Source organism: Streptococcus sp. 21.1 (genome assembly GCF_016648635.1).
In the GTDB taxonomy this organism is placed as follows: domain Bacteria; phylum Bacillota; class Bacilli; order Lactobacillales; family Streptococcaceae; genus Streptococcus.
Genome location: NZ_JACLQL010000016.1, coordinates 15,034 through 40,444, shown reverse-complemented (window position 1 = coordinate 40,444; position 25,411 = coordinate 15,034). Strand labels below are relative to the sequence as shown.

General features: G+C 42.3%; 21 protein-coding genes and 13 tRNA genes. 33 read left to right on the top strand and 1 reads right to left on the bottom strand.

From position 1 onward, the window contains the following. From H7U01_RS09375 to purH, 27 genes are all read left to right on the top strand, one after another. A tRNA-Thr gene (locus tag H7U01_RS09375) sits at positions 1–73 on the top strand. 6 nt (positions 74–79) lie between these two features. After that, positions 80–151, top strand: a tRNA-Gly gene (locus H7U01_RS09370). Between the two features lie 6 nt (positions 152–157). After that, positions 158–243 (top strand) — tRNA-Leu (locus tag H7U01_RS09365). A 14-nt stretch (positions 244–257) separates the two neighbouring features. Beyond that, a tRNA-Arg gene (locus H7U01_RS09360) sits at positions 258–331 on the top strand. A 6-nt stretch (positions 332–337) separates the two neighbouring features. Continuing rightward, positions 338–411: transfer RNA gene (locus H7U01_RS09355), tRNA-Pro, on the top strand. Positions 412–416: 5 nt separating this feature from the next. Beyond that, positions 417–490 (top strand) — tRNA-Met (locus tag H7U01_RS09350). A 16-nt stretch (positions 491–506) separates the two neighbouring features. Next, positions 507–580: transfer RNA gene (locus H7U01_RS09345), tRNA-Ile, on the top strand. A 19-nt stretch (positions 581–599) separates the two neighbouring features. Further along, positions 600–689: transfer RNA gene (locus H7U01_RS09340), tRNA-Ser, on the top strand. Between the two features lie 9 nt (positions 690–698). Then, positions 699–772: transfer RNA gene (locus H7U01_RS09335), tRNA-Met, on the top strand. Positions 773–775: 3 nt separating this feature from the next. Next, positions 776–848, top strand: a tRNA-Phe gene (locus H7U01_RS09330). Positions 849–857: 9 nt separating this feature from the next. Then, positions 858–928 (top strand) — tRNA-Gly (locus H7U01_RS09325). 32 nt (positions 929–960) lie between these two features. Further along, positions 961–1,034, top strand: a tRNA-Ile gene (locus H7U01_RS09320). 4 nt (positions 1,035–1,038) lie between these two features. After that, positions 1,039–1,126, top strand: a tRNA-Ser gene (locus tag H7U01_RS09315). A gap of 58 nt (positions 1,127–1,184) precedes the next feature. Beyond that, a complete protein-coding gene (gene mreC / locus H7U01_RS09310; protein ID WP_049545166.1) occupies positions 1,185–2,015 on the top strand; it encodes a rod shape-determining protein MreC in 831 nt (276 codons plus the stop codon). 1 nt (position 2,016) lies between these two features. After that, the gene (gene mreD, locus H7U01_RS09305; protein ID WP_064525015.1) at positions 2,017–2,541 is read left to right on the top strand and encodes a rod shape-determining protein MreD; all 525 of its coding nucleotides are present in this window, start codon (positions 2,017–2,019) and stop codon (positions 2,539–2,541) included. 84 nt (positions 2,542–2,625) lie between these two features. After that, positions 2,626–4,137, top strand: coding sequence for a CHAP domain-containing protein (locus H7U01_RS09300; protein ID WP_201041494.1), 1,512 nt, complete (start codon positions 2,626–2,628; stop codon positions 4,135–4,137). Between the two features lie 211 nt (positions 4,138–4,348). Next, entirely contained in the window at positions 4,349–5,314 is a 966-nt protein-coding gene (locus H7U01_RS09295) for a ribose-phosphate diphosphokinase (RefSeq protein ID WP_002886286.1), read from the top strand. A 91-nt stretch (positions 5,315–5,405) separates the two neighbouring features. Further along, the gene (locus H7U01_RS09290) at positions 5,406–6,581 is read left to right on the top strand and encodes a pyridoxal phosphate-dependent aminotransferase (RefSeq protein ID WP_049545078.1); all 1,176 of its coding nucleotides are present in this window, start codon (positions 5,406–5,408) and stop codon (positions 6,579–6,581) included. Further along, positions 6,568–7,341 carry a DNA repair protein RecO gene (gene recO / locus H7U01_RS09285; RefSeq protein WP_064525009.1) on the top strand — a complete coding sequence of 258 codons (774 nt, stop codon included), beginning with the start codon at positions 6,568–6,570 and terminating at the stop codon, positions 7,339–7,341. Before H7U01_RS09290 ends, recO begins: the two co-directional genes overlap by 14 nt. A gap of 211 nt (positions 7,342–7,552) precedes the next feature. Further along, positions 7,553–8,557, top strand: coding sequence for a phosphate acyltransferase PlsX (plsX, locus tag H7U01_RS09280; protein ID WP_013989885.1), 1,005 nt, complete (start codon positions 7,553–7,555; stop codon positions 8,555–8,557). Beyond that, the gene (locus tag H7U01_RS09275) at positions 8,557–8,802 is read left to right on the top strand and encodes a phosphopantetheine-binding protein (protein ID WP_064525006.1); all 246 of its coding nucleotides are present in this window, start codon (positions 8,557–8,559) and stop codon (positions 8,800–8,802) included. The genes plsX and H7U01_RS09275 overlap by 1 nt, the downstream gene beginning before the upstream one ends. A gap of 254 nt (positions 8,803–9,056) precedes the next feature. Next, complete coding sequence (gene purC / locus H7U01_RS09270; protein WP_037599463.1) at positions 9,057–9,764, top strand: phosphoribosylaminoimidazolesuccinocarboxamide synthase; 708 nt, start codon at positions 9,057–9,059, stop codon at positions 9,762–9,764. A 66-nt stretch (positions 9,765–9,830) separates the two neighbouring features. Further along, entirely contained in the window at positions 9,831–13,556 is a 3,726-nt protein-coding gene (locus tag H7U01_RS09265; RefSeq protein ID WP_201041493.1) for a phosphoribosylformylglycinamidine synthase, read from the top strand. A 154-nt stretch (positions 13,557–13,710) separates the two neighbouring features. Further along, positions 13,711–15,150 (top strand): amidophosphoribosyltransferase, encoded by a 1,440-nt coding sequence (gene purF / locus H7U01_RS09260; protein ID WP_073951187.1) that lies wholly within the window; start codon positions 13,711–13,713, stop codon positions 15,148–15,150. Between the two features lie 29 nt (positions 15,151–15,179). Beyond that, on the top strand, positions 15,180–16,202 hold the full coding sequence (purM, locus tag H7U01_RS09255; protein WP_290438589.1) for a phosphoribosylformylglycinamidine cyclo-ligase: 1,023 nt from the start codon (positions 15,180–15,182) through the stop codon (positions 16,200–16,202). Then, a complete protein-coding gene (purN, locus tag H7U01_RS09250; protein ID WP_073951183.1) occupies positions 16,202–16,756 on the top strand; it encodes a phosphoribosylglycinamide formyltransferase in 555 nt (184 codons plus the stop codon). Before purM ends, purN begins: the two co-directional genes overlap by 1 nt. 75 nt (positions 16,757–16,831) lie before the next feature. Beyond that, on the top strand, positions 16,832–18,379 hold the full coding sequence (gene purH, locus H7U01_RS09245) for a bifunctional phosphoribosylaminoimidazolecarboxamide formyltransferase/IMP cyclohydrolase (protein ID WP_004181944.1): 1,548 nt from the start codon (positions 16,832–16,834) through the stop codon (positions 18,377–18,379). 192 nt (positions 18,380–18,571) lie between these two features. On the opposite strand, the gene H7U01_RS09240 is transcribed toward purH, so the two are convergent. Further along, on the bottom strand, positions 18,572–19,411 hold the full coding sequence (locus H7U01_RS09240) for a CHAP domain-containing protein (RefSeq protein WP_155213439.1): 840 nt from the start codon (positions 19,409–19,411) through the stop codon (positions 18,572–18,574). Between the two features lie 306 nt (positions 19,412–19,717). Between H7U01_RS09240 and purD the strand changes: the two genes are divergently transcribed. The 6 genes from purD to purB all read left to right on the top strand — a co-directional run bounded on the left by purD (position 19,718) and on the right by purB (position 25,395). After that, entirely contained in the window at positions 19,718–20,980 is a 1,263-nt protein-coding gene (gene purD / locus H7U01_RS09235) for a phosphoribosylamine--glycine ligase (RefSeq protein WP_201041492.1), read from the top strand. Between the two features lie 199 nt (positions 20,981–21,179). Next, positions 21,180–21,671: a 5-(carboxyamino)imidazole ribonucleotide mutase gene (purE, locus tag H7U01_RS09230; protein ID WP_155198560.1), complete on the top strand. Its 492-nt coding sequence runs from the start codon at positions 21,180–21,182 to the stop codon at positions 21,669–21,671. After that, the gene (purK, locus tag H7U01_RS09225; RefSeq protein WP_155198559.1) at positions 21,658–22,749 is read left to right on the top strand and encodes a 5-(carboxyamino)imidazole ribonucleotide synthase; all 1,092 of its coding nucleotides are present in this window, start codon (positions 21,658–21,660) and stop codon (positions 22,747–22,749) included. Before purE ends, purK begins: the two co-directional genes overlap by 14 nt. Continuing rightward, positions 22,750–23,700, top strand: coding sequence for a ketopantoate reductase family protein (locus tag H7U01_RS09220; protein WP_173018067.1), 951 nt, complete (start codon positions 22,750–22,752; stop codon positions 23,698–23,700). 8 nt (positions 23,701–23,708) lie between these two features. Then, a complete protein-coding gene (locus H7U01_RS09215) occupies positions 23,709–23,936 on the top strand; it encodes a phosphoribosylaminoimidazole carboxylase (RefSeq protein ID WP_155198558.1) in 228 nt (75 codons plus the stop codon). A gap of 160 nt (positions 23,937–24,096) precedes the next feature. Next, positions 24,097–25,395: an adenylosuccinate lyase gene (purB, locus tag H7U01_RS09210; protein WP_070475791.1), complete on the top strand. Its 1,299-nt coding sequence runs from the start codon at positions 24,097–24,099 to the stop codon at positions 25,393–25,395. Positions 25,396–25,411 lie beyond the last annotated feature (16 nt).

Genomic DNA, 25,411 nt, shown 5'->3' with positions numbered 1-25,411 from the left:
GCCGGCTTAGCTCAGTTGGTAGAGCATCTGATTTGTAATCAGAGGGTCGCGTGTTCAAGTCATGTAGCCGGCATAAAATGCGAACGTAGTTCAGTGGTAGAACATCACCTTGCCAAGGTGGGGGTCGCGGGTTCGAATCCCGTCGTTCGCTTGAGGAGCCGGGGTGGCGGAACTGGCAGACGCACAGGACTTAAAATCCTGCGAAAGGAAACTTTCGTACCGGTTCGATCCCGGTCCTCGGCATAATATAATAATGAGCACCCTTAGCTCAACTGGATAGAGTACCTGACTACGAATCAGGCGGTTAGAGGTTCGACTCCTCTAGGGTGCATTTTATCGGGAAGTAGCTCAGCTTGGTAGAGCACTTGGTTTGGGACCAAGGGGTCGCAGGTTCGAATCCTGTCTTCCCGATTTATGGCGGTGTAGCTCAGCTGGCTAGAGCGTCCGGTTCATACCCGGGAGGTCGGGGGTTCGATCCCCTTCGCCGCTATATATATGGATTTCTTGGACCTTTAGCTCAACTGGTTAGAGCACTCGGCTCATAACCGAGCGGTCGTAGGTTCGAGTCCTACAAGGTCCATATATTAATTATAATATTTGGAGGATTACCCAAGTCCGGCTGAAGGGAACGGTCTTGAAAACCGTCAGGCGTGTAAAAGCGTGCGTGGGTTCGAATCCCACATCCTCCTTATAACTAACGCGGGATGGAGCAGCTAGGTAGCTCGTCGGGCTCATAACCCGAAGGTCGTAGGTTCAAATCCTGCTCCCGCAATTTGGCTCGGTAGCTCAGTTGGTAGAGCAATGGATTGAAGCTCCATGTGTCGGCGGTTCGATTCCGTCTCGCGCCATTTTGTTAAGCGGGTGTAGTTTAGTGGTAAAACTACAGCCTTCCAAGCTGTTGTCGCGAGTTCGATTCTCGTCACCCGCTTTATTTGGAAACAAATAACCAAGCATTAGCTTGGGCGCGTAGCTCAGATGGTTAGAGCGCACGCCTGATAAGCGTGAGGTCGGTGGTTCGATTCCACTCGTGCCCATATTGGAGAATTACTCAAGAGGCTGAAGAGGACGGTTTGCTAAATCGTTAGGTCGGGTAACTGGCGCGGGGGTTCGAATCCCCCATTCTCCGTAGTATTATGACGAATTATCTTTTAGATAATTCGTTTTCTTTTTTTTGAGGTGACAAAATGAAAAATAGTTTTTATCGATTTCTTCTTTATGGGTTTATTATTATTCTATTTTTTGTAATGCTTTTTTCTTTTGTCTTTACTAATAAAAAATTAACGAAGGATATCTCTTTTAATGTATCTGGTTTAGTTACAAAAGTAGACTCTGTGGTTTCTGTTCCATTTACTGCACTATCAAAATCTCACAATGTTCTTTCTGATCTTTTATCAACTTATTCTGAGAATCGTGATTTAAAAAAATCTTTATCAAATTTAGAGAATCAATCGGCTATTATTTCTAACTTGCAAGAAGAGAATGATTCTTTAAGAGCATCGCTTAATCTTTCGGACAAGCTAAGTCGTGATAATGTTCTCACTGCTGAAGTTTCTATGAGACCTTCTGTGACTTGGTTAAAAGAGTTAACTATTAATGTGGGTAAGTCTAAGAATGTTAGTAAATCTATGCTAGCAACTTCTAATGGTGGAGTTATTGGCTTTGTAACTAAAGTTTATGATGATACAACAACTATTTCTTTACTTTCTAGTAGTTCTAGTGATAGTTACCTTGCATCTAGTGTTAAATCAGAGGACGATAATCAGATTTTCGGGATTATATCACGTTATGATAATAAAAAGAAGCTATTAGAGATGACACAACTTAATTCATCTTCTAACGTTAAGGTCGGCACTGAAGTAGTCACAAGTGGTCTTGATGATGTATCAGTAAAGGATGTTCCAATTGGTACTGTAGACTCTGTTATTGATTATGAAGGAAATCGTACGATTTTGGTAAAACCTTATGCTGATTTTGATAAAATTTCTTATGTTACTTTAGTTGGAGATGGTAAATAATATGAAATTATCCAAGTATTCTATTATTCCTTTCTTACTGAGTATTGTCCCTTTTCTATGGGATGGTCATATTTCTATGATACTTAATCATTATTTATCCCCTGAATTTTTTCTATCATCTCATCTTTTTATTATTTATATTTTCATCTTAACTCTTGATTTTCCAAATAAGTATGCATTTCTTTACCTTATTTGTTTTGGATTTCTTTATGATACCTATTATTTCAAAACAGTTGGTATAGTAATTCTAACTCTGCCACTATTATGCTATCTGTTAACTCAGCTAGCTCGAATTGTTAAGAGGAATACCTATGTTGATTTTTTGTTAATGTTTTTATTCTTATTTCTTTTTGATACCATAAATTTTGGCTTTGCCGTATTTTATGGTTTCACCAATGAGTCTGTGACTGATTTTATTATTTATCAACTAAGTCCTAGTATAGTATTTAATCTTTTGATCTTTATCTTTATTAAACCTATTCTTGAAAAATTATTTTTATATCTGTCAGTTGATAGATTTAAATAGAACTGTAATATTGGCGTAACAAAGTTTGCGTCATTTTTTGTTACAATAAGAAGGTCTTATCGAAAAGGAGTAGTATTTTATATTATGAAAAAACGTATTCTTTCAGCAGTGTTGGTAAGTGGTGTAACCTTATCAGCAGCTGCATCAGTACATGCAGAGGATTATGATTCGCAAATCGCTGCTGCAGATAATGCAATTAGTAACCTTGCTTCTCAACAAGAGACTGCACAAGCGCAAGTTGCTACAATCCAATCTCAAGTATCTACACTTAGAACACAAAAATCAGAATTGGAAACTAAAAATGCTGAACTTGAAAAAGTGTCAGCAGATTTGGAATCTGAAATTCAAGAATTATCAAGTAAAATTGTAGCTCGTCAAGATTCTTTGGCGAAACAAGCTCGTAGTGCTCAACAAAATAATACTGCGACTAGCTACATCAACTCTATCTTGAACTCTAAGTCAATCTCTGAAGCTATTACTCGTATCACAGCTATTTCAAAAGTTGTTACGGCTAATAATGACATGTTGACAAAACAAGAGTCTGATCAAAAAGAGCTTGCTGCAAAGCAAGAACAAAACCAAGCTGCTATTAATGAAATTGCAACTAATAAAGCTGAGCTTGAAACAACAGAAGCTGGTTTGACAACTCAACAAGCTGAACTAGAAGCAGCACAAGTTACTTTGGCTGCAGAATTGGCTACAGCACAAGATGAAAAAACATCACTTGTTTCTGCTAAATCAACTGCAGAAGCTGTGGCAGCTTCAACTGCAGCATCAGTTGCTCAGTCTCAAGCAATTGCAGAATCAGAGGCAGCAGCACAAGCAGTAGCATCTTCAGAAGCGGCAGCATTTGTAGCTCAATCAGAGGCGGCAGCAACTTCAGAAGCTGTAGCTCAACCTTCTGAAGCTACTGTTTCAGAAACAGCGACAGCCTCAGAAGTAGCACAAGAACCGGTTTCATCAGAAACTTCAGAAACTACTCAAGAGCCAACTGTTGCAACTTCAGAAGCAACACAAGAGCCTGCTGCTCCAGCAACATCTGAAGCACAGCCAGAATCAGCTGCGTCAGAGGCACAACAAGAGCCTGCTGCCCCAGTAACATCTGAAGCACAACCAGAATCAGCTGCTCCAGCAGCTTCAGAAGCTCCTGCTAGCGAAGCACCTGCAGCAACATCTGAAGCACCAGCAAGTCAAGCACCTGTAGCTTCAGAAGCACCAGCTCCTGCTGCTGAAACACCTAAAGTATCAGCAGCATCAACTCCTAATACATATCCAGTTGGTCAATGTACTTGGGGTGCTAAATCATTAGCTTCATGGGTTGGTAATTACTGGGGTAATGCTAAAAACTGGATTGCTAGCGCACAAGCAGCTGGTCACTCAGTTGGTACGACTCCTGTAGCCGGTGCAATTGCGGTTTGGCCAAATGATGGTGGTGGTTATGGTCACGTAGCTTACGTAACATCAGCATCAGGTACAAATTCAATTCAAGTTATGGAATCAAACTATGCTGGTAACATGTCAATCGGTAACTACCGTGGTACATTTGATCCAACATCATCAGCTCATGGTGGTTCTGTATACTATATTTACCCATAATGAATACAAAAAGGCGATTCGAATTTTCTCGAATCGTTTTTATTTTATGGCAAAATGTCTTTACTTTCTGGAACTGCTTTTAGACGGGAAAATGTCGAGGTTAAGGTTAAATCTTTTTAGTCTTGTTAAGTTACTGTGACACCATTTATTTTGCATTGAAAATCAATCTAAAAAAAGGTAGAATGGTTTAGTAGATATTTTGGAGGAAATCATGTCTTATACGAATTTGAAGTTGTTTGCTTTATCGTCTAACCAGGAATTAGCAGCAAAAGTTGCTGATAAAATGGGTATTGAACTCGGAAAATCAAGTGTTCGTGAATTTTCAGATGGTGAGATTCAAGTTAATATTGAAGAATCTATCCGTGGTCATCACGTTTTTATTCTTCAATCTACAAGCTCCCCTGTAAATGATAACTTGATGGAAATCTTGATTATGGTTGATGCACTAAAACGTGCCAGTGCAGAAACAATCAGTGTTGTTATGCCTTATTATGGTTATGCACGTCAAGACCGTAAGGCACGTTCACGTGAACCAATCACATCTAAGTTGGTTGCTAATATGCTTGAGGTTGCAGGTGTTGATCGACTTTTGACAGTTGACCTCCATGCTTCTCAAATTCAAGGATTCTTTGATATTCCTGTAGACCATTTGATGGGTGCACCACTTATCGCAGATTACTTTGATCGTGCTGGTCTTACTGGGGATGATGTTGTTGTTGTTTCTCCAGACCATGGTGGTGTGACTCGTGCACGAAAACTTGCTCAATGTTTGAAAACACCAATTGCAATCATTGATAAGCGTCGTAGTGTTGATAAAATGAACACTTCTGAGGTTATGAATATTATTGGTAACGTTGAAGGTAAAACATGTATCTTGATTGATGATATGATTGATACTGCGGGTACAATCTGTCATGCGGCGGATGCGCTTGCTGAAGCTGGTGCAACTCATGTTTATGCTTCATGTACTCATCCTGTATTGTCAGGTCCAGCACTTGATAATATTCAAAAATCTGCTATTGAGAAGCTTGTCGTATTGGACACGATTTATCTTCCAGAAGAACGTTTGATTGATAAAATTGAACAAATTTCAATTGCTGATTTGATTTCAGAGGCAATTATTCGTATTCATGAAAAACGTCCATTGTCACCTTTGTTTGAAATGGGCCATAAATAGACTAAAGCTAGCCTAGGCTAGCTTTTTTGGTGTTTAAATGCGTTTGAGTTTTTGATATAATGTAAGGCATAATTGCAAAGAGGTGACCGTGATGGATTTAACACAACGTTTTAATAAAAATTTAGATAAGATTGAAGTTTCAATGATTCGTCAGTTTGACCAATCAATTTCAGATGTACCAGGGATCAAAAAGTTGACACTTGGTGAACCTGATTTTACAACTCCAGATCATGTAAAAGAGGCTGCTAAAGCTGCTATCGATGCTAACCAGTCGCACTATACAGGTATGGCAGGGCTTCCTGCCTTACGTCAGGCAGCTGCGGAGTTTGTTAAGGAAAAATACAATCTTACTTATAACCCAGATAATGAAATTTTGGTGACTATTGGAGCTACAGAAGCCCTTTCTGCAACATTGACTGCTATTTTGGAGCCAGGAGATACGATTCTTTTACCTGCACCAGCCTATCCTGGATATGAGCCGATTGCAAATCTAGTTGGTGCTGAAATTGTCGAAATTGATACAACAGCTAATGATTTTGTTTTGACTCCGGAGATGTTAGAAAAGGCAATTTTGGAGCAGGGAGATAAGCTTAAAGCCGTTTTGCTTAACTACCCAACCAACCCAACCGGTGTGACCTACTCACGTCAACAGATTAAAGATCTGGCTGAAGTTCTGAAAAAATACGATATTTTTGTTGTTAGTGATGAAGTTTACTCTGAACTAACTTATGTGGATCACCATGTATCTATTGCTGAGTATTTACCGGAACAAACGATTTTGATTAATGGTTTGTCTAAATCTCATGCGATGACAGGGTGGCGTATTGGTTTGATTTTCGCACCTGCAGTCTTGACGGCTCAGTTGATTAAGAGTCACCAATATTTGGTAACAGCTGCAGCAACAATGGCACAATTTGCAGCTATTGAAGCCTTATCTGCTGGTAAGGATGATGCCCAACCAATGAAAGTTGAGTACTTGAAGCGTCGCGATTATATTCTTGAAAAAATGACTGAACTTGGTTTCAGAATTATTAAACCTGATGGTGCTTTCTACATCTTTGCTAAGATTCCAGAAGGGTATACTCAAGACTCCTTTAAGTTCTGCCAAGACTTTGCTCGTGAAAAAGCTATTGCGATTATCCCAGGGGTCGCTTTTGGGAAGTATGGCGAAGGCTTTGTTCGCTTGTCGTATGCGGCTAGCATGGATACTATTGAAACAGCTATGACTCGTTTGAAAGAGTTTATGGAAGAACATGCAGAAGCTTGAGAGTAGAGGGCTTGTCCTCTTCAATCGTAATTATCGTGAGAATGATAAACTAGTTAAAATTTTTACCGAGCAAGCTGGTAAACGGATGTTTTTTGTTAGAGGTGGTGGGGCAGGTAAATTAAGTGCTGTCATTCAACCTTTGACCATCGCTGAATTCATGATGACTGTAAATGATGAAGGTCTATCTTTCATAGAAGATTATAGCCAGGCACAATCCTTCAAGGAAATTACAAGCGATATTTTCAAGCTGTCTTATGCGACTTATTTGGCTGCATTGACAGATGCTACTATTGCTGATGGTGTGACAGATGCGCAATTATTTGTATTCTTGGAGAAGACGCTTGAATTAATGGAAGAAGGCTTGGATTATGAAATATTGACTAATATCTTTGAGATTCAGGTTTTAGACCGTTTCGGCGTACGCTTGAATTTTCACGAGTGTGTCTTTTGTCATCGTGTAGGACTTCCTTTTGATTTCTCGTTTAAGTTCTCGGGGCTACTTTGTCCAAATCACTATGCAGAGGATGAAAGGCGTAGTCACTTGGACCCTAATGTGCCTTATCTTTTAGATTGTTTTCAGGGGCTTTCCTTTGAAGAATTGAGAAGCATATCTGTTAAGGATGACATGAAACGAAAGCTACGATATTTTATCGATGACCTCTATGATAATTATGTTGGAATACATCTTAAAAGTAAGAAGTTTATTGATAATCTAAATTCTTGGGGCCATATTATGAATAAAGAAGATAGTGCTGACTAGACATTATCTTCTTTTTGTTTCACGTGAAACAGGAAAGTAATGGTTTTCAGTCTCAGGGGTTAAAATGCAGGTCAGTTCGTGCTATAATAATAAGATAATAAGCTGAAAGACTCTGCTAGAAACAGTGAACTAGTCTATTTTAGTTACCTAATATTTTATTGAAAGAAATCTGAGTTTGTTTTTTATGGCAGAGGACGAGAGGGAGAATGCTATGCATGTAATTGCAGTAGATGCTATGGGTGGCGATAATGCGCCACAAGCAATTGTAGAGGGAGTCAACCAAGCTATAGCAGATTTCAAAGATATTGAAATCCAGCTTTATGGTGATGAAGCTAAAATCAAGACTTATTTGACAGCGAATGAACGTGTGAGCATTGTGCATACTGATGAAAAGATAAATTCGGATGATGAGCCAGCTAAAGCTATTCGCAAGAAGAAAAAAGCTTCAATGGTCTTAGGTGCACAAGCTGTTAAGGAGAAAAAAGCAGGTGCCGTGATTTCTGCGGGAAATACAGGTGCCCTTCTTGCCGCAGGTCTCTTCGTGGTCGGACGTATTAAGGGAGTTGAGCGTCCAGGTCTTATGTCAACAATGCCAAGTTTTACTGGTCAACCCTTTGATATGCTTGATTTAGGTGCAAATGCGGAAAATACAGCTAGTCATTTGCATCAATATGCTATTTTAGGCTCTTTCTATGCTAAAAATGTGCGTGGCATTGCCAACCCTCGTGTAGGTCTCCTTAATAATGGGACTGAGGAAACAAAGGGGGATAGTCTTCGTAAGGAGGCTTTTGAACTCCTATCTAAGGAGCCAAGTATTAACTTTGTTGGTAATGTTGAGGCGCGTGAAATTATGTCAGGAGCTGCTGATGTAGTAGTCGCTGATGGTTTCACAGGAAATGCAGTTCTTAAGGCAATTGAAGGAACGGGACTTGGTGCCATGAAGACTCTTAAGTCAGCTATCATGAATGGTGGTCTTAAAGCTAAGTTAGGTGCCTTCCTATTGAAGGATAGTCTAAAAGGTATGAAAGAGACTATGGATTACTCTAGCGCCGGAGGTGCGGTTCTCTTTGGTCTTAAAGCTCCCGTAGTAAAATGTCATGGATCTAGTGATGCTAAGGCAGTTTACTACACCATTAAGCAGGTTCGTACGATGCTTGATACTAAGGTTGTTGAGCAGCTAGTTGAAGCCTTTAGTCCGAAAGAGGAGGCTAACTGATGAGTAGAGTAGAAATTCTTCAGAAAATGCAGCTCGTTATTCAAGAGCAGATGGGTAAAGAGGACATTGTTTTAACCGAAGCCACCAAATTAGATGACTTGGGTGTAGATTCAATAGAGCTTATGGAATTCATTATTAATTTGGAGGATGAGTTTGCTCTTGAGATTTCCGATGATACTATTGACCATATGGTTAAGGTAGCTGATTTGTTGAACTATTTGTCTGAGGAATTGAATAAAGAATAAGAAAGCTAGAGATAGATAATAGTTGTGTACTATACGATTGTTATTTTGTGGGAGTGAGGCAAGAAACTAAATGTTATATGGATTTAGTTCTGTCACACTCCTTTTTTCTATACATTTTTTATTAGGAAACTCTAAAAAAGAATCAAAAGACGAACGTTGTTTTTTTACTAAAGTAATAAAGTTTGCTATATGTTGGTTTTTGGATTCTGGTATGGTATAATTAGGAAGAATAAACTTGAAAGGCGAACAATACCATGTCAAACCAACTAATTTATACTGGTAAAGCTAAAGATATTTATAGTACAGAAGACGAAAATGTGATTAAGTCGGTCTATAAGGACCAAGCAACTATGCTTAATGGTGCTCGTAAGGAGACTATTAAGGGAAAGGGTGTGCTAAATAATCAGATTTCGTCTCTTATTTTTGAAAAATTGAATGCTGCGGGTGTAGCTACTCACTTTATCGAACGTATTTCTGACACAGAACAACTCAACAAGAAAGTGAAAATCATTCCTTTGGAGGTTGTTCTTCGTAACGTGACTGCGGGTTCTTTTTCTAAACGTTTTGGCGTGGAAGAAGGTTTGGACTTGAAAACTCCTATCGTTGAATTTTACTATAAGAACGATGATTTGGATGATCCATTCATCAATGATGAGCATGTGAAGTTCTTGGATATTGCCAATGATGAACAAATTGCTTATATCAAGGAAGAAACGCGTCGTATCAATGAATTGCTGAAAGATTGGTTTGCACAAATTGGTCTTCGTTTGATTGACTTCAAATTGGAATTCGGTTTTGATAAGGATGGCAAAATTATCTTGGCAGATGAATTTTCACCAGATAACTGCCGCCTTTGGGATGCAGAAGGGCACCATATGGACAAGGATGTCTTCCGTCGTGATCTTGGTAGCTTGACAGATGTTTATGAAGTTGTATTGGAAAAATTGCAAGGATTGAAGTAGCCTTTTACAAATAGAATACTTGGTCTTCACTACAATCTTTAAGTAGAAATAGATAAAGGAAATAAAATGGATAAACGTATTTTCGTTGAGAAAAAAGCTGATTTTCGTGTGAAATCTCACTCTTTAGTAAAAGAATTAAAGCATAATCTTCAGTTGAAAACTTTGAATGATCTTCGTATTGTTCAAGTTTACGATGTCTTTAATTTAGCAGAGGATTTGTTTGCGCGTACGGAAAAACACATCTTCTCTGAGCAAGTGACTGATACTGTTTTGGACGAGGCTGCGGTTAAGGTTGATCTTGATAAGTATGCTTTCTTTGCTATCGAAAGTTTGCCTGGTCAATTTGACCAACGTGCGGCATCTTCACAAGAAGCTTTGCTTTTGCTTGGTAGTTCAAATGATGTAACGGTGAATACAGCGCAACTTTACTTGGTTAACAAGGATATTGATGCGAATGAGTTGGAAGCTGTTAAAAACTACCTCTTGAACCCAGTGGATTCTCGTTTCAAAGATATCACTGTTGGCATTGCGAAACAGGATTTCTCTGAGTCTGACAAGACCATTCCAAGCTTGGCTTTCTTTGAAACTTATACGGCAGAAGATTTTGCTAAGTATAAGGCAGAGCAAGGATTGGCAATGGAAGTGGATGACCTTCTCTTCATTCAAGATTACTTCAAGTCTATTGGACGTGTGCCAACTGAAACTGAGCTTAAGGTTTTGGATACTTACTGGTCTGACCACTGTCGTCACACAACTTTCGAGACTGAGTTGAAAAACATCGACTTCTCAGCTTCTAAATTTGAAAAACAATTGCAAGCGACTTATGACAAGTATATTGCCATGCGTGATGAGTTGGGACGTACAGAAAAACCTCAAACCTTGATGGATATGGCGACTATTTTTGGCCGTTATGAGCGTGCTAATGGTCGTTTGGATGACATGGAAGTGTCTGATGAAATCAATGCCTGCTCAGTTGAAATTGAAGTGGATGTCAATGGCGTGAAAGAACCATGGCTTCTCATGTTCAAGAACGAAACTCACAACCACCCAACTGAAATCGAACCATTTGGTGGTGCGGCTACTTGTATCGGTGGTGCCATTCGTGACCCATTGTCAGGTCGTTCATACGTTTACCAAGCCATGCGTATCTCAGGTGCTGGTGATATTACAACACCAATTGCCGAGACTCGTGCTGGTAAATTGCCACAACAAGTGATTTCTAAAACAGCAGCTCACGGTTATTCTTCATACGGTAACCAAATTGGTCTTGCAACAACCTATGTTCGTGAATACTTCCACCCAGGTTTCGTTGCTAAGCGTATGGAGCTAGGTGCTGTGGTCGGTGCGGCTCCTAAGGAAAATGTTGTCCGTGAAAAACCTGAAGCAGGTGATGTGATTATCTTGCTCGGTGGTAAGACTGGACGTGATGGTGTCGGTGGTGCGACAGGTTCATCTAAAGTTCAAACGGTTGAATCTGTTGAAACAGCTGGTGCTGAGGTTCAAAAAGGGAATGCCATCGAAGAACGTAAGATTCAACGTCTTTTCCGTAATGGGGAAGTGACACGTCTGATCAAGAAATCAAATGACTTTGGTGCTGGTGGTGTCTGTGTGGCTATCGGTGAATTGGCAGATGGTCTTGAAATTGATCTAGACAAAGTGCCATTGAAATATCAAGGTTTGAACGGTACAGAAATTGCCATTTCTGAGTCTCAAGAACGTATGGCTGTAGTGGTTCGTCCAGAAGATGTAGACGCCTTCGTTGCTGAATGTAATAAAGAAAATATTGATGCTGTTGTCGTTGCGACAGTGACTGAAAAACCAAATCTTGTTATGCACTGGAATGGCGAAACCATCGTTGATTTGGAACGTCGTTTCCTTGATACAAATGGTGTGCGTGTAGTTGTAGATGCTAAGGTAGTTGACAAGGATGTCAAGCTTCCAGAAGAACGTCAAACATCTGCTGAAACCCTTGAAGCTGATACTCTTGAAGTCTTGGCTGACCTTAACCATGCCAGTCAAAAAGGGTTGCAAACTATCTTTGATAGCTCAGTTGGTCGTTCAACAGTCAATCACCCACTTGGTGGTCGCTACCAAATCACACCAACTGAAGCTTCTGTACAGAAATTGCCAGTCCAACATGGTGTGACAACAACTGCTTCTGTCATGGCGCAAGGGTTCAACCCTTATGTAGCAGAATGGTCTCCATATCATGGTGCGGCTTATGCGGTCATCGAAGCAACCGCTCGCTTGGTTGCTGCTGGTGCAAACTGGTCTAAGGCTCGCTTCTCTTATCAAGAATACTTCGAGCGTATGGATAAACAAGCAGAGCGTTTTGGTCAACCAGTATCAGCTCTTCTTGGATCAATTGAAGCTCAGATTCAACTTGGTTTGCCATCTATCGGTGGTAAAGACTCTATGTCTGGTACCTTTGAAGAATTGACAGTACCACCAACCTTGGTTGCTTTTGGTGTCACAACAGCAGATAGCCGTAAGGTCCTTTCTCCAGAATTTAAAACTGCTGGTGAAAATATCTATTACATCCCTGGTCGAGCTTTGGCACAAGAAATTGACTTCGATCTCATCAAGTCGAACTTTGCTCAATTTGAAGCCATCCAAGCTAATCATAAAGTCACATCTGCATCAGCTGTCAAATATGGTGGTGTCCTTGAAGCTCTTGCACTTGCAACATTCGGTAACCATATTGGTGCAAACGTTGAATTAGCTGACCTTGACACCAGCTTGACAGCCCAATTGGGTGGATTCGTCTTCACATCGCCTGAAGAAATTGCAGGTGTTGCCAAGATCGGACAAACAGCAGCTGACTTTACACTTACTGTCAATGGTGTAACGCTTGATGGACACAAACTTGACAGTGCCTTCCAAGGTAAATTGGAAGAGGTTTACCCAACGGAATTTGCACAAGCAACTGAGTTGGAAGAAGTACCTGCTGTAGCAACAAATGCTGTTATCAAAGCTAAAGAAACAGTTGAGACACCAGTGGTTTACATCCCAGTGTTCCCAGGGACCAACTCGGAGTACGATTCAGCTAAGGCCTTTGAAAAAGAAGGTGCAACAGTCAACTTGGTACCATTTGTCACACTGAATGAAGAAGCGATTGTCAAGTCTGTTGACACCATGGTTGACAACATCGAAAAAGCGAATATTATCTTCTTTGCAGGTGGCTTCTCAGCAGCGGATGAACCAGATGGATCAGCTAAATTTATCGTGAACATCTTGCTCAATGAAAAAGTACGTGCAGCCATTGATCACTTCATCGAACGTGGTGGTTTGATTATCGGTATCTGTAACGGATTCCAAGCTCTTGTCAAATCAGGTCTTCTTCCATATGGTAACTTTGAAGATGCAAGTAGCACGAGCCCAACCCTCTTCTACAATGATGCCAACCAACACGTGGCTAAGATGGTTGAAACACGTATTGCCAACACGAACTCACCATGGCTTGCAGGCGTGAAAGTCGGTGACATCCATGCCATCCCAGTATCACACGGTGAAGGGAAGTTTGTCGTGACAGCTGAAGAATTTGCAGAGCTTCGTGACAATGGTCAAATCTTTACCCAATATGTTGACTTCGAAGGTAAACCAAGCATGGATTCAAAATACAATCCAAATGGTTCTGTCAATGCGATCGAAGGTATCACAAGTAAGAATGGTCAAATTATTGGGAAGATGGGTCACTCAGAACGTTTTGAAGACGGTCTCTTCCAAAATATTCCAGGAAATAAAGATCAACATCTCTTTGCGTCAGCGGTTAAATACTTTACTGGAAAATAATAGAGTGCCAAGTGCACTCAGTAATGATATTTTTCGATATGCAGTGGTTATAAAGAGCTTGAAAACTTGAGTTCCAATTAGTGAAATGAGAGGCTAGAAACAGTTTTTCGTTCGCCTTGCATAAGGAAAATATCAAAAATAAAAGGTATAAAAAATGACATACGAAGTTAAATCTCTTAATGAAGAATGTGGTGTTTTTGGTATCTGGGGTCACCCAGATGCTGCCAAATTAACTTATTTCGGACTTCACAGTCTCCAACACCGTGGTCAAGAGGGAGCAGGAATTCTCTCAAATGATGCGGGTCAATTGAAGCGTCATCGTGATATGGGGCTTCTCTCAGAAGTTTTCCGTGATCCAGCCAACTTGGATAAGCTAACTGGAACGGCTGCTATCGGTCATGTTCGTTATGCGACTGCTGGTGAAGCTTCTGTAGACAATATTCAACCTTTCTTGTTTAAGTTTTATGATAATCAGTTTGGACTTGCCCACAACGGGAACTTGACTAATGCAGAGTCACTTAGACGTGAGTTGGAAAAAAATGGTGCAATCTTTAACTCGACTTCTGACTCAGAAATTTTGGCTCACTTGATTCGTCGTAGCCATAACCCATCCTTCATGGGTAAGGTGAAAGAAGCCTTGAACACTGTTAAAGGTGGATTTGCTTACCTCCTCATGCTTGAGGACAAGCTCATTGCAGCCTTGGATCCAAATGGTTTCCGTCCCCTTTCTATTGGTAAGATGGCCAATGGAGCTATTGTGGTTTCATCTGAAACCTGTGCCTTTGAAGTGGTTGGAGCAGAGTGGATTCGCGATGTGAATCCAGGTGAGGTTGTTATCATCGATGATAATGGCATTACTTACGATAACTATACAACGGACACCCAATTGGCTGTTTGCTCAATGGAGTATATTTACTTTGCCCGTCCTGATTCAAATATCCAAGGGGTCAATGTCCATACAGCTCGTAAACGTATGGGTGCTCAATTGGCACGTGAATTCAAACATGAAGCGGATATTGTAGTTGGTGTGCCTAATTCATCACTTAGCGCAGCCATGGGATTTGCAGAAGAATCAGGCTTGCCAAATGAAATGGGCTTGATTAAAAACCAATACACTCAACGTACCTTTATCCAACCAACACAAGAATTACGTGAGCAAGGGGTTCGTATGAAGCTCTCTGCCGTATCAGGTGTTGTTAAAGGCAAACGTGTGGTTATGATTGACGATTCTATTGTACGTGGGACGACCTCACGTCGTATCGTTAATTTGCTAAAAGAAGCAGGAGCAACAGAGGTTCACGTAGCAATCGGTAGTCCAGCCCTTGCCTATCCATGTTTCTACGGTATCGATATTCAAACACGTAAGGAATTGATTGCGGCCAATCATACAGTTGAGGAAACACGTGAAATCATTGGTGCGGATAGCTTGACTTACTTGTCTATTGATGGCTTGATTGATTCTATTGGAATTGACACAGATGCACCGAACGGTGGCCTTTGTGTGGCTTACTTTGATGGTGAATATCCAACACCATTGTATGACTACGAAGAACGCTATTTGGAAAGTTTGAAAGAACACACTTCTTTCTATTAAGAGCAGTGCAGAAGAAAAAAGAGGAAAAAATTATGTCTAAAAATGCTTACGCGCAGTCTGGTGTGGACGTTGAAGCAGGTTATGAAGTTGTTGAACGTATCAAAAAACACGTTGCCCGTACAGAGCGTGCAGGTGTCATGGGAGCTCTCGGTGGCTTCGGTGGTATGTTTGACCTTTCAAAAACAGGTGTCAAAGAGCCCGTTTTGATTTCAGGTACAGATGGTGTCGGTACTAAACTCATGCTTGCTATCAAGTACGATAAACACGATACTATCGGTCAAGACTGTGTAGCTATGTGTGTTAACGATATCATCGCTGCAGGTGCTGAGCCCCTTTACTTCCTTGACTACGTAGCAACTGGTAAAAATGAACCAGCTAAATTGGAACAGGTCGTTGCTGGTGTGGCTGAAGGTTGTGTGCAAGCTGGTGCTGCCCTCATTGGTGGTGAAACTGCTGAAATGCCTGGTATGTATGGAGAAGACGACTATGATTTGGCAGGTTTCGCGGTAGGTATCGCAGAAAAATCTCAAATTATTGACGGTTCAAAAGTGGCTGAAGGTGATGTGCTTCTTGGACTTGCCTCAAGCGGTATCCACTCAAATGGTTACTCACTCGTGCGTCGTGTCTTTGCTGATTACACAGGTGAAGAAGTTCTCCCAGAACTTGAAGGCAAAAAACTAAAAGACGTTCTTCTTGAACCAACTCGTATCTACGTCAAAGCGGCATTGCCACTCATCAAAGAAGAATTGGTGAATGGTATTGCCCACATCACAGGTGGTGGTTTCATCGAAAATGTGCCACGTATGTTCTCAGATGACTTGGCTGCTGAAATTGACGAAAGCAAAGTGCCAGTTCTTCCAATTTTCAAAGCCCTTGAAAAGTATGGTGAAATCAAACATGAAGAAATGTTTGAAATCTTCAACATGGGTATTGGTCTCATGCTTGCGGTTAAACCAGAAAATGTTGAACGTGTCAAAGAACTTCTTGACGAACCTGTTTATGAAATCGGTCGTATTGTGAAGAAAGATGGCGCAAGTGTGGTGATTAAATAATGGCTAAAAAGATTGCTGTTTTTGCCTCTGGCAACGGCTCAAACTTTCAGGTGATTGCGGAACAATTTCCAGTAGAATTTGTTTTTTCAGATCACCGTAATGCCTATGTCTTGGAACGTGCCAAAAATCTTGGTGTGGCTAGCCATGCCTTTGAACTCAAGGAATTTGACAATAAAGCGTCTTATGAAGAAGCTATCGTCAAACTCTTGGATGATCACCAGATTGATTTGGTTTGTTTGGCGGGTTATATGAAAATCGTTGGCCCAACCTTACTAGCAGCTTATGAAGGCCGTATTATCAATATTCACCCGGCTTATCTCCCTGAATTTCCAGGGGCTCATGGTATTGAAGATGCTTGGAATGCTGGCGTGGCCCAGTCTGGTGTGACCATTCACTGGGTGGATTCTGGTGTGGACACAGGTAAGGTCATCAAACAAGTCCGTGTGCCACGCCTTGAAGGTGATACCCTTGATACTTTCGAAACTCGCATCCACGAAACAGAGTACAAGCTCTATCCAGAAGTCTTGGATAGTTTGGGAGTTGCACGAAAATAAGGAAGTGCTAGAGCTGAAAGAAAATTTTCGACTGTAGCAGATAAAGAACTTTTTTAAAAAAGGAAAAGAAAGAAAATGACTAAACGAGCACTTATTTCAGTCTCAGATAAAGCGGGCATTGTTGAATTTGCCCAAGAACTCAAAAAACTTGGTTGGGATATCATCTCAACAGGTGGTACCAAAGTTGCCCTTGACAATGCTGGTGTTGACACCATTGCGATCGATGATGTAACTGGTTTCCCAGAAATGATGGACGGACGTGTTAAGACCCTTCACCCAAATATCCACGGTGGACTCCTCGCTCGTCGTGACCTCGATAGCCACCTTCAAGCAGCTAAGGACAATAATATCGAACTTATCGACCTTGTTGTGGTAAACCTTTACCCATTCAAGGAAACTATCCTCAAACCAGACGTAACTTACGCTGACGCAGTTGAAAACATCGATATCGGTGGTCCATCAATGCTTCGTTCAGCAGCTAAAAACCATGCTAGCGTGACAGTTGTTGTAGACCCTGCTGACTATGCTGTTGTTCTTGATGAATTGTCAGCAAACGGCGAAACAAGCTACGAAACTCGCCAACGTTTGGCAGCGAAAGTATACCGTCACACAGCTTCATACGACGCTTTGATTGCAGAATACTTCACAGCTCAAGTGGGTGAAACAAAACCTGAAAAACTCACTTTGACTTATGACCTCAAGCAACCTATGCGTTACGGTGAAAACCCTCAACAAGACGCAGACTTCTACCAAAAAGGTTTGCCAACGGCTTACTCAATTGCCTCAGCTAAACAGCTTAACGGTAAAGAATTGTCATTCAACAATATCCGTGACGCTGATGCCGCTATCCGTATCATCCGTGATTTCAAAGACCGTCCAACAGTTGTAGCTCTCAAACACATGAACCCATGTGGTATCGGTCAAGCTGATGACATTGAAACAGCTTGGGACTACGCTTATGAAGCTGACCCAGTGTCAATCTTCGGTGGTATCGTCGTTCTCAACCGTGAGGTAGATGCTGCGACAGCTAAGAAAATGCATGGTGTTTTCCTTGAAATCATCATTGCACCAAGCTATACAGATGAAGCGCTTGAAATCTTGACTACCAAGAAGAAAAACTTGCGTATCCTTGAGTTGCCATTTGACGCTCAAGATGCTAGCGAAGTGGAAGCAGAATACACTGGTGTTGTTGGTGGTCTCCTCGTTCAAAACCAAGACGTTGTTAAAGAAAGCCCAGCTGACTGGCAAGTGGTTACCAAACGCCAACCAACTGAAACAGAAGCGACAGCTCTTGAGTTTGCTTGGAAAGCTATCAAGTACGTCAAATCAAATGGTATCATCGTGACTAACGACCACATGACACTTGGTGTTGGCCCTGGTCAAACTAACCGTGTGGCTTCAGTCCGTATCGCCATTGAGCAAGCTAAAGACCGTCTTGATGGTGCTGTTCTTGCTTCAGATGCCTTCTTCCCATTTGCAGATAACGTGGAAGAAATCGCTAAAGCAGGTATTAAAGCAATCATCCAACCGGGTGGATCAGTCCGTGACCAAGAGTCAATCGAAGCGGCTGATAAACATGGTTTGACAATGATCTTTACAGGTGTTCGTCACTTCCGTCATTAAGAATTTTCAAAGCATCCAAGAAATTGGATGTTTTTTTGATGCCTTAAGTTTCCTTTAAGCTACCCAAGCTATACTAATACCATCCTAAAAAACTTTTCTTTTTCATAAATCTCCTAAGAGCTCAGCACTGGCTGGGCTTTTTTATTTCGGTGCATGAAAAAAAACAACCGTTCTCACGATTGTTCAATAGATTTAAACCTTTTCAAGAACAGACTGGGTTACCCAAGTCTTGCGATTTCCGATTTGGACGAGGACACCATCGCTTGGTGGGTCAATTGCAAGAACTTTGAAGTTACCTGGAATAGTAAAGGTCTCACCAGGATTGAGGTACTGGTCTGATGTTGGATTGCCTTGTCCATCAACTTCAAGAACGGGCCCAGGATCAACGATATTGTGTTTGGTTGGTGTGCCCCCTGCTAGGTCTTGGCTGGTGATGGTATTTCCTGACACAGACGTGACACGGAAGGTTCCTGTGAAGCGGACCGTATCGCCAACTTTGATAGAAGGGGTAGTAGGATTTCCATTTTGAGCTCCTGAATCGATGTCTTTAAAATGGATATAGCCAGACACTTGACTCTTATGGAAGCTACGTTTGTGGTATTTCTCAGGCCCTTGTCCCGCATCGTAGTTGTACTCTTCAATGGTCACCTGATCACCATGAACTTCCGCAACCCAAGCGACATGCCCCATATGACCAGCTCCATTGACACCAGCTGAAAACCAAGCGATACTTCCAACAGCAGGATTCATGTCAACACGGTGACCATTGGCACGTGCGATACTGCCCCAAGTGATGGCATTTCCATAACCTACAGGCAGAGTGAAACCGTTGGTGTTACTGAGGCGATAGGCCGCAAAGGATGTGCACTGACGCCAGTACATGGTCCATGGATCGACACCGAAGCCACCGTATTTCCAAGAGGAAGGATAGTCATCTCCGAGGACAGCCGCCTGAGCAGAGCTGCCACACGAAACCGATACAGTCGCTAGACAAGCTAGCGGTAAGAGACAATTTAGTAATTTTTTCTTCATTTTAACCTCCACCTACCTATTCGCAGTTTTTCAGGAAAATGAAGATATTTTTGCGTTTAAGCCTCCCTTAAGCTGTTTAGACTATACTATCATCAATCCTAAATAACTTTTTTCATTTTCATAATCTCCCAAGAGGCGGTCCAAGTGGCTGCCTTTTTTATGTCCAAATTTGGATACACACCCATATCTCCGAACAAATATGTTATAATGGTTATGTATAATTCGTGAAAATTGCTAATTTTTCCGAATGATTGTCGTTAACGGGCATTTGCCCCTAGTCTTATTTGATATTGAGGTATCTTTCAAATGAAACTTTTGGTTGTTGGTTCTGGTGGTCGTGAACATGCGATTGCCAAGAAATTATTGGAGTCTAAAGACGTTGAGCAAGTTTTCGTAGCTCCTGGTAATGACGGGATGACATTGGACGGTCTTGATTTGATCAATATCGGAATTTCCGAACATTCTAAGCTGATTGACTTCGCAAGGGCGAACGATATTGCTTGGACCTTTATCGGTCCAGATGATGCCCTTGCGGCTGGTATCGTGGATGATTTCAATGCGGCAGGACTCAAAGCCTTTGGTCCGACCAAGGCTGCGGCTGAGCTGGAGTGGTCTAAGGATTTCGCTAAGGAAATCATGGTCAAATACGACGTTCCGACAGCAGCCTATGGCACATTTTCAGATTTCGAGGAAGCAAAGGCCTACATCAAGGAAAAAGGCGCTCCAATCGTCGTCAAGGCAGACGGTTTGGCCCTTGGGAAAGGTGTCGTCGTTGCTGAAACGGTTGAGCAAGCCGTCGAAGCTGCTCACGAGATGCTTTTGGACAATAAATTCGGTGATTCAGGTGCGCGAGTGGTCATCGAGGAATTTCTTGACGGGGAAGAGTTTTCTCTCTTTGCCTTTGTCAATGGAGATAAATTCTACATTATGCCAACGGCTCAGGACCACAAACGTGCTTATGATGGGGACAAGGGCCCTAACACTGGTGGGATGGGTGCCTATGCGCCGGTTCCTCACTTGCCACAGAGCGTGGTTGACACAGCGGTTGACACTATTGTCAAGCCAGTCCTTGAAGGTATGATTAAAGAAGGTCGTCCTTACACTGGTGTCCTTTACGCTGGTCTTATCTTGACAGCTGACGGCCCTAAAGTCATCGAATTCAACTCACGCTTTGGTGATCCTGAAACGCAAATCATCTTGCCTCGTTTGACTTCTGATTTTGCGCAAAATATCACTGACATTTTGGATGGTAAAGAGCCAACTATTACTTGGACGGATAAAGGGGTGACACTTGGTGTGGTTGTCGCATCAAACGGTTACCCACTGGCTTATGAGAAGGGTGTCAAGCTTCCAGCCAAGACAGAAGGCGACATCATCACTTACTATGCTGGTGCTAAATTTGCTGAAAACGACCAAGATCTCCTCTCAAACGGAGGACGTGTTTACATGTTGGTTACCACAGCAGACACCGTCAAAGACGGCCAAAACATTATTTACAACGAACTCAACAAACAAAACACAGAGGGCCTCTTCTACCGAAACGATATCGGTAGCAAGGCTAACAAATAATCAGCGACCGTAGGTCGTAAAAGGCGAGCGAAAGCGAGCCAAACTAAGATAATGGTCGCCGTGGTGAAAAGACCAGAACAGCATCTGTTCTGGTCGGGGGAAACTTTGAGACTTTAGGCTCAAAGTTTAGGAATGAAACCGAAGGTTTGCTTCCGTCCCCACCACTTAAGACCATTATCAAAAAAGAAAAGGAAAAATTATGACTAAACCAGTAATTTCCATCATCATGGGCTCAAAATCCGACTGGGCAACCATGAAAAAAACCGCTGAAGTCCTCGACAACTTCGGCGTCGCTTACGAAAAGAAAGTTGTTTCTGCACACCGTACACCAGACCTCATGTTCAAACATGCGGAAGAAGCACGTAGCCGTGGCATCAAGGTCATCATCGCAGGTGCTGGTGGCGCTGCTCACTTGCCAGGGATGGTTGCTGCCAAAACAACCCTTCCAGTCATCGGTGTGCCAGTCAAATCACGTGCTCTTAGCGGTGTGGATTCGCTCTATTCTATCGTTCAGATGCCTGGTGGGGTTCCTGTCGCAACCATGGCTATCGGTGAATCAGGAGCTACCAACGCTGCCCTCTTTGCCCTCCGTCTTCTCTCAGTAGAAGACAAGGCCATTGCGGATGCACTCGTTAACTTTGCTGAAGAACAAGGAAAAATCGCAGAGGAGTCTACAAATGAGCTCAACTAAAACCATTGGTATCATCGGTGGTGGCCAACTCGGTCAGATGATGGCTATCTCAGCTATCTACATGGGCCATAAGGTTATTACCCTTGATCCTGCAGCAGATTGTCCATCTTCTCGTGTGTCTGAGGTCATCGTGGCACCCTATGATGACGTAGACGCCCTTCGCCAGTTGGCAGACCGCTGTGATGTTCTCACTTATGAGTTTGAAAATGTCGACGCTGACGGCCTTGACGCTGTTATCAAAGACGGTCAGCTTCCACAAGGGACAGACCTGCTTCGTATTTCACAAAACCGTATCTTTGAGAAGGACTTCCTCTCAAACAAGGCTAAAGTGACAGTTGCTCCTTACAAGGTTGTGACATCTAGCCTTGATTTGGAAGATATTGACCTTTCTAAAAAATACGTCCTCAAGACAGCGACAGGTGGTTACGATGGCCACGGTCAAAAAGTCATCACTTCAGCCGACGATTTGGAAGAGGCAAATGCCCTTGCTAACTCAGCCGAGTGTGTCTTGGAAGAGTTCGTCAACTTCGACCTTGAAATTTCAGTCATCGTGTCTGGTAACGGCAAGGATGTGACGGTTTTCCCCGTTCAGGAAAATATCCACCGCAACAATATCCTCTCTAAAACTATCGTGCCTGCTCGCATTTCTGACAGTCTAGCTGAGAAAGCTAAAGCTATGGCTGTGAAGATTGCTGAGCAACTTAACCTCTCTGGTACCCTCTGTGTGGAGATGTTTGCGACAGCTGATGACATCATCGTCAACGAAATCGCACCACGCGCACACAATTCAGGACACTACTCAATCGAAGCTTGCGACTTTTCACAGTTTGACACGCATATCTTGGGCGTTCTCGGAGCACCACTTCCAGCAATCCACCTCCATGCGCCTGCTGTCATGCTCAACGTCCTCGGCCAACACGTCGAAGCAGCTGAGCGTTATGTCACAGAAAATCCAAGCGCCCACCTCCACATGTATGGTAAACTAGAAGCGAAGCACAACCGCAAAATGGGGCATGTGACTTTGTTTAGTGATGAGCCAGACAGTGTGGTTGAGTTTGGGAAAGGAATTGATTTTTAGGTGAGAATAGCAATCCTAGGACTCGGAGTTATCGGGACCACTTACGCCTACGCTTTTCAAAAAGCAGGTCATCAAGTAGAACACGTACTTAGAGACAGTAAGCGAAACAATGCTCCAAAATCCCTCTTGGTTGATTTGCTAGATGGTCGCTATCATTCCAAGGGTGAAAACAAACACGACACCTATGAAGTTCATGTGGCAGAAGCTCATTCGGAATATGATTTTATTTTTCTCAGTGTGCGTCATGGCTTTGTCAAAGAAGCTGTGGAAACCTTGCGAAAAAATAATATCAAAGGCACCCTCGTTTTCTTCTGCAATTTCTGGAATACTCGAAAAGAGGTCCAAGAGTGGGCAGGAGATTACGACTATATTCTGGCTTTTCCGACAGCGGGCGGTCATATGCAGGAGGACCATTTGGATGGTGTCTTGTTCGACCATTTAATGCTAGAAGGTGAGCAAAAAGCAGACATTTCTAACTATGCTGATCTGACAGATTTATTGACTTCTGCAGATTTGAAGTGGGAAGTTCCTCATGATATGGTCGAGTGGATTTGGATTCACATGGCGATTAATGCGGGTGTTACTTCGACAGCTGCTCGTTCAGGAAAATTGGAAAACCCAGAAGAATTGGCTTTGAACTTGATGAATAGTTCTTCGGAATTATCATTAGCCATCAAGGCCATTCGGGAAGCTTTGAAAGTGGTAGATGCGCGTGGCGTAAATTTGAAGCTTTATAAGGCAGAACTCTTGCCATACAAAATTCCCGCTTGGATTGCAGGAAAAGCCATGAAAGTCATGTTTGCGAAAAATGAGCTGACACGAAAAATTATGACCTTGCACAATGATAAACAGGACATCTTCTACTGTTGTCAAAGTGTTTATCAGACCGGTCAGGAGTTAGGTGTGAAGATGCCCATTCTAGAAGCAAACATGAAGGGAATTTCGATTTAGGAGGTTTTATGATTCAACTCATCGTTAATGCATTTGTTGAAAAAGATAAGACGGGGGCAGTCGTCGAAATTTTGTATGCTAGTAGCGATCACGAAAAAGTGAAAGCGAAGTATGGAGAGCTAGTTGCACAATATCCTGATAACTATTTGGCTATCTATGATGTCCCGCTAGATACGGAATTGAATACACTGGATCATTATCCATCTGTGTGGATTGGGAAAGAAGAATTTGAATAAGGTAATTTTTAGTTGATAAACCGATGTTTCACGCCGTGGGGAAAGCGTAAGCGACGGAAATTTTGAGACTTCAGGCTCAAGATTTAGTCATGAGATTCCGAAGGAAGCTGCTGACGTCCGCCCTACTTAAGTGAAACATCAAAAGAAAGGAAAAGAAAACATGATTGATAGATATAGCCGCCCTGAAATGGCGAACATTTGGACTGAAGAAAATAAATACCGTGCTTGGCTTGAGGTGGAAATCTTGGCTGACGAAGCATGGGCTGAGTTGGGAGAAATTCCTAAGGAAGATGTGGCTTTGATTCGTGAAAAAGCAGACTTTGACATCGACCGTATTCTTGAAATCGAGCAGCAAACACGTCACGATGTGGTTGCCTTCACACGTGCGGTTTCTGAAACGCTTGGTGAAGAACGTAAGTGGGTTCACTATGGGTTGACTTCTACTGACGTGGTAGATACTGCCTACGGTTATCTCTACAAACAAGCCAACGATATCATCCGCAAGGACCTTGAAAACTTCCTTAACATCATCGCTGACAAAGCGAAAGAACACAAGTTCACCATCATGATGGGTCGTACCCACGGTGTGCATGCTGAGCCTACAACTTTTGGTCTTAAATTGGCGACTTGGTACAGCGAAATGAAGCGTAACATCGAGCGTTTCGAGCATGCGGCTGCTGGTGTAGAAGCTGGTAAGATTTCTGGTGCGGTTGGGAACTTTGCCAACATCCCACCATTCGTTGAAAAATACGTCTGCGACAAGCTTGGTATCCGTGCTCAAGAAATCTCTACACAGGTCCTTCCTCGTGACCTTCACGCTGAGTACTTTGCGGTTCTTGCTAGCATCGCAACTTCGATCGAGCGTATGGCAACGGAAATCCGTGGTCTTCAAAAATCTGAACAACGTGAAGTGGAAGAGTTCTTTGCCAAAGGTCAAAAAGGTTCTTCAGCAATGCCTCACAAACGTAACCCTATCGGTTCTGAAAACATGACAGGTCTTGCACGTGTTATCCGTGGTCACATGGTAACAGCCTATGAAAATGTTGCTCTTTGGCATGAACGTGATATCTCTCACTCATCAGCTGAGCGTATCATCACACCAGATACAACCATCTTGATTGACTACATGCTTAACCGTTTTGGAAATATCGTCAAGAACTTGACGGTCTTCCCAGAAAACATGATCCGCAACATGAACTCTACATTTGGTTTGATCTTCAGCCAACGTGCCATGCTTACTTTGATTGAAAAAGGCATGACGCGTGAGCAAGCTTACGACCTTGTTCAACCAAAGACTGCCCAATCATGGGATAACCAAGTAGACTTCAAACCACTTCTTGAAGCAGATCCAGAGGTAACTTCACGTCTCACTCAAGAAGAAATCGACGAGATCTTCAACCCTGTTTACTACACTAAACGTGTGGATGAAATCTTCGAACGCATCGGTTTGGGTGACTAATTGAAGCAATACAGTA

Coding starts and splice junctions, on each gene's coding strand:
- purB (WP_070475791.1), top strand. CDS start 24,097: ATGATTGATAGATATAGCCGCCCTGAAATGGCGAACATTTGGACTGAA.
- purN (WP_073951183.1), top strand. CDS start 16,202: ATGGCTAAAAAGATTGCTGTTTTTGCCTCTGGCAACGGCTCAAACTTT.
- purE (WP_155198560.1), top strand. CDS start 21,180: ATGACTAAACCAGTAATTTCCATCATCATGGGCTCAAAATCCGACTGG.
- purH (WP_004181944.1), top strand. CDS start 16,832: ATGACTAAACGAGCACTTATTTCAGTCTCAGATAAAGCGGGCATTGTT.
- plsX (WP_013989885.1), top strand. CDS start 7,553: ATGCATGTAATTGCAGTAGATGCTATGGGTGGCGATAATGCGCCACAA.
- H7U01_RS09215 (WP_155198558.1), top strand. CDS start 23,709: ATGATTCAACTCATCGTTAATGCATTTGTTGAAAAAGATAAGACGGGG.
- recO (WP_064525009.1), top strand. CDS start 6,568: ATGCAGAAGCTTGAGAGTAGAGGGCTTGTCCTCTTCAATCGTAATTAT.
- purD (WP_201041492.1), top strand. CDS start 19,718: ATGAAACTTTTGGTTGTTGGTTCTGGTGGTCGTGAACATGCGATTGCC.
- H7U01_RS09275 (WP_064525006.1), top strand. CDS start 8,557: ATGAGTAGAGTAGAAATTCTTCAGAAAATGCAGCTCGTTATTCAAGAG.
- purC (WP_037599463.1), top strand. CDS start 9,057: ATGTCAAACCAACTAATTTATACTGGTAAAGCTAAAGATATTTATAGT.
- H7U01_RS09300 (WP_201041494.1), top strand. CDS start 2,626: ATGAAAAAACGTATTCTTTCAGCAGTGTTGGTAAGTGGTGTAACCTTA.
- purF (WP_073951187.1), top strand. CDS start 13,711: ATGACATACGAAGTTAAATCTCTTAATGAAGAATGTGGTGTTTTTGGT.
- purK (WP_155198559.1), top strand. CDS start 21,658: ATGAGCTCAACTAAAACCATTGGTATCATCGGTGGTGGCCAACTCGGT.
- mreD (WP_064525015.1), top strand. CDS start 2,017: ATGAAATTATCCAAGTATTCTATTATTCCTTTCTTACTGAGTATTGTC.
- H7U01_RS09290 (WP_049545078.1), top strand. CDS start 5,406: ATGGATTTAACACAACGTTTTAATAAAAATTTAGATAAGATTGAAGTT.
- mreC (WP_049545166.1), top strand. CDS start 1,185: ATGAAAAATAGTTTTTATCGATTTCTTCTTTATGGGTTTATTATTATT.
- H7U01_RS09265 (WP_201041493.1), top strand. CDS start 9,831: ATGGATAAACGTATTTTCGTTGAGAAAAAAGCTGATTTTCGTGTGAAA.
- H7U01_RS09240 (WP_155213439.1), bottom strand. CDS start 19,411: ATGAAGAAAAAATTACTAAATTGTCTCTTACCGCTAGCTTGTCTAGCG.
- H7U01_RS09295 (WP_002886286.1), top strand. CDS start 4,349: ATGTCTTATACGAATTTGAAGTTGTTTGCTTTATCGTCTAACCAGGAA.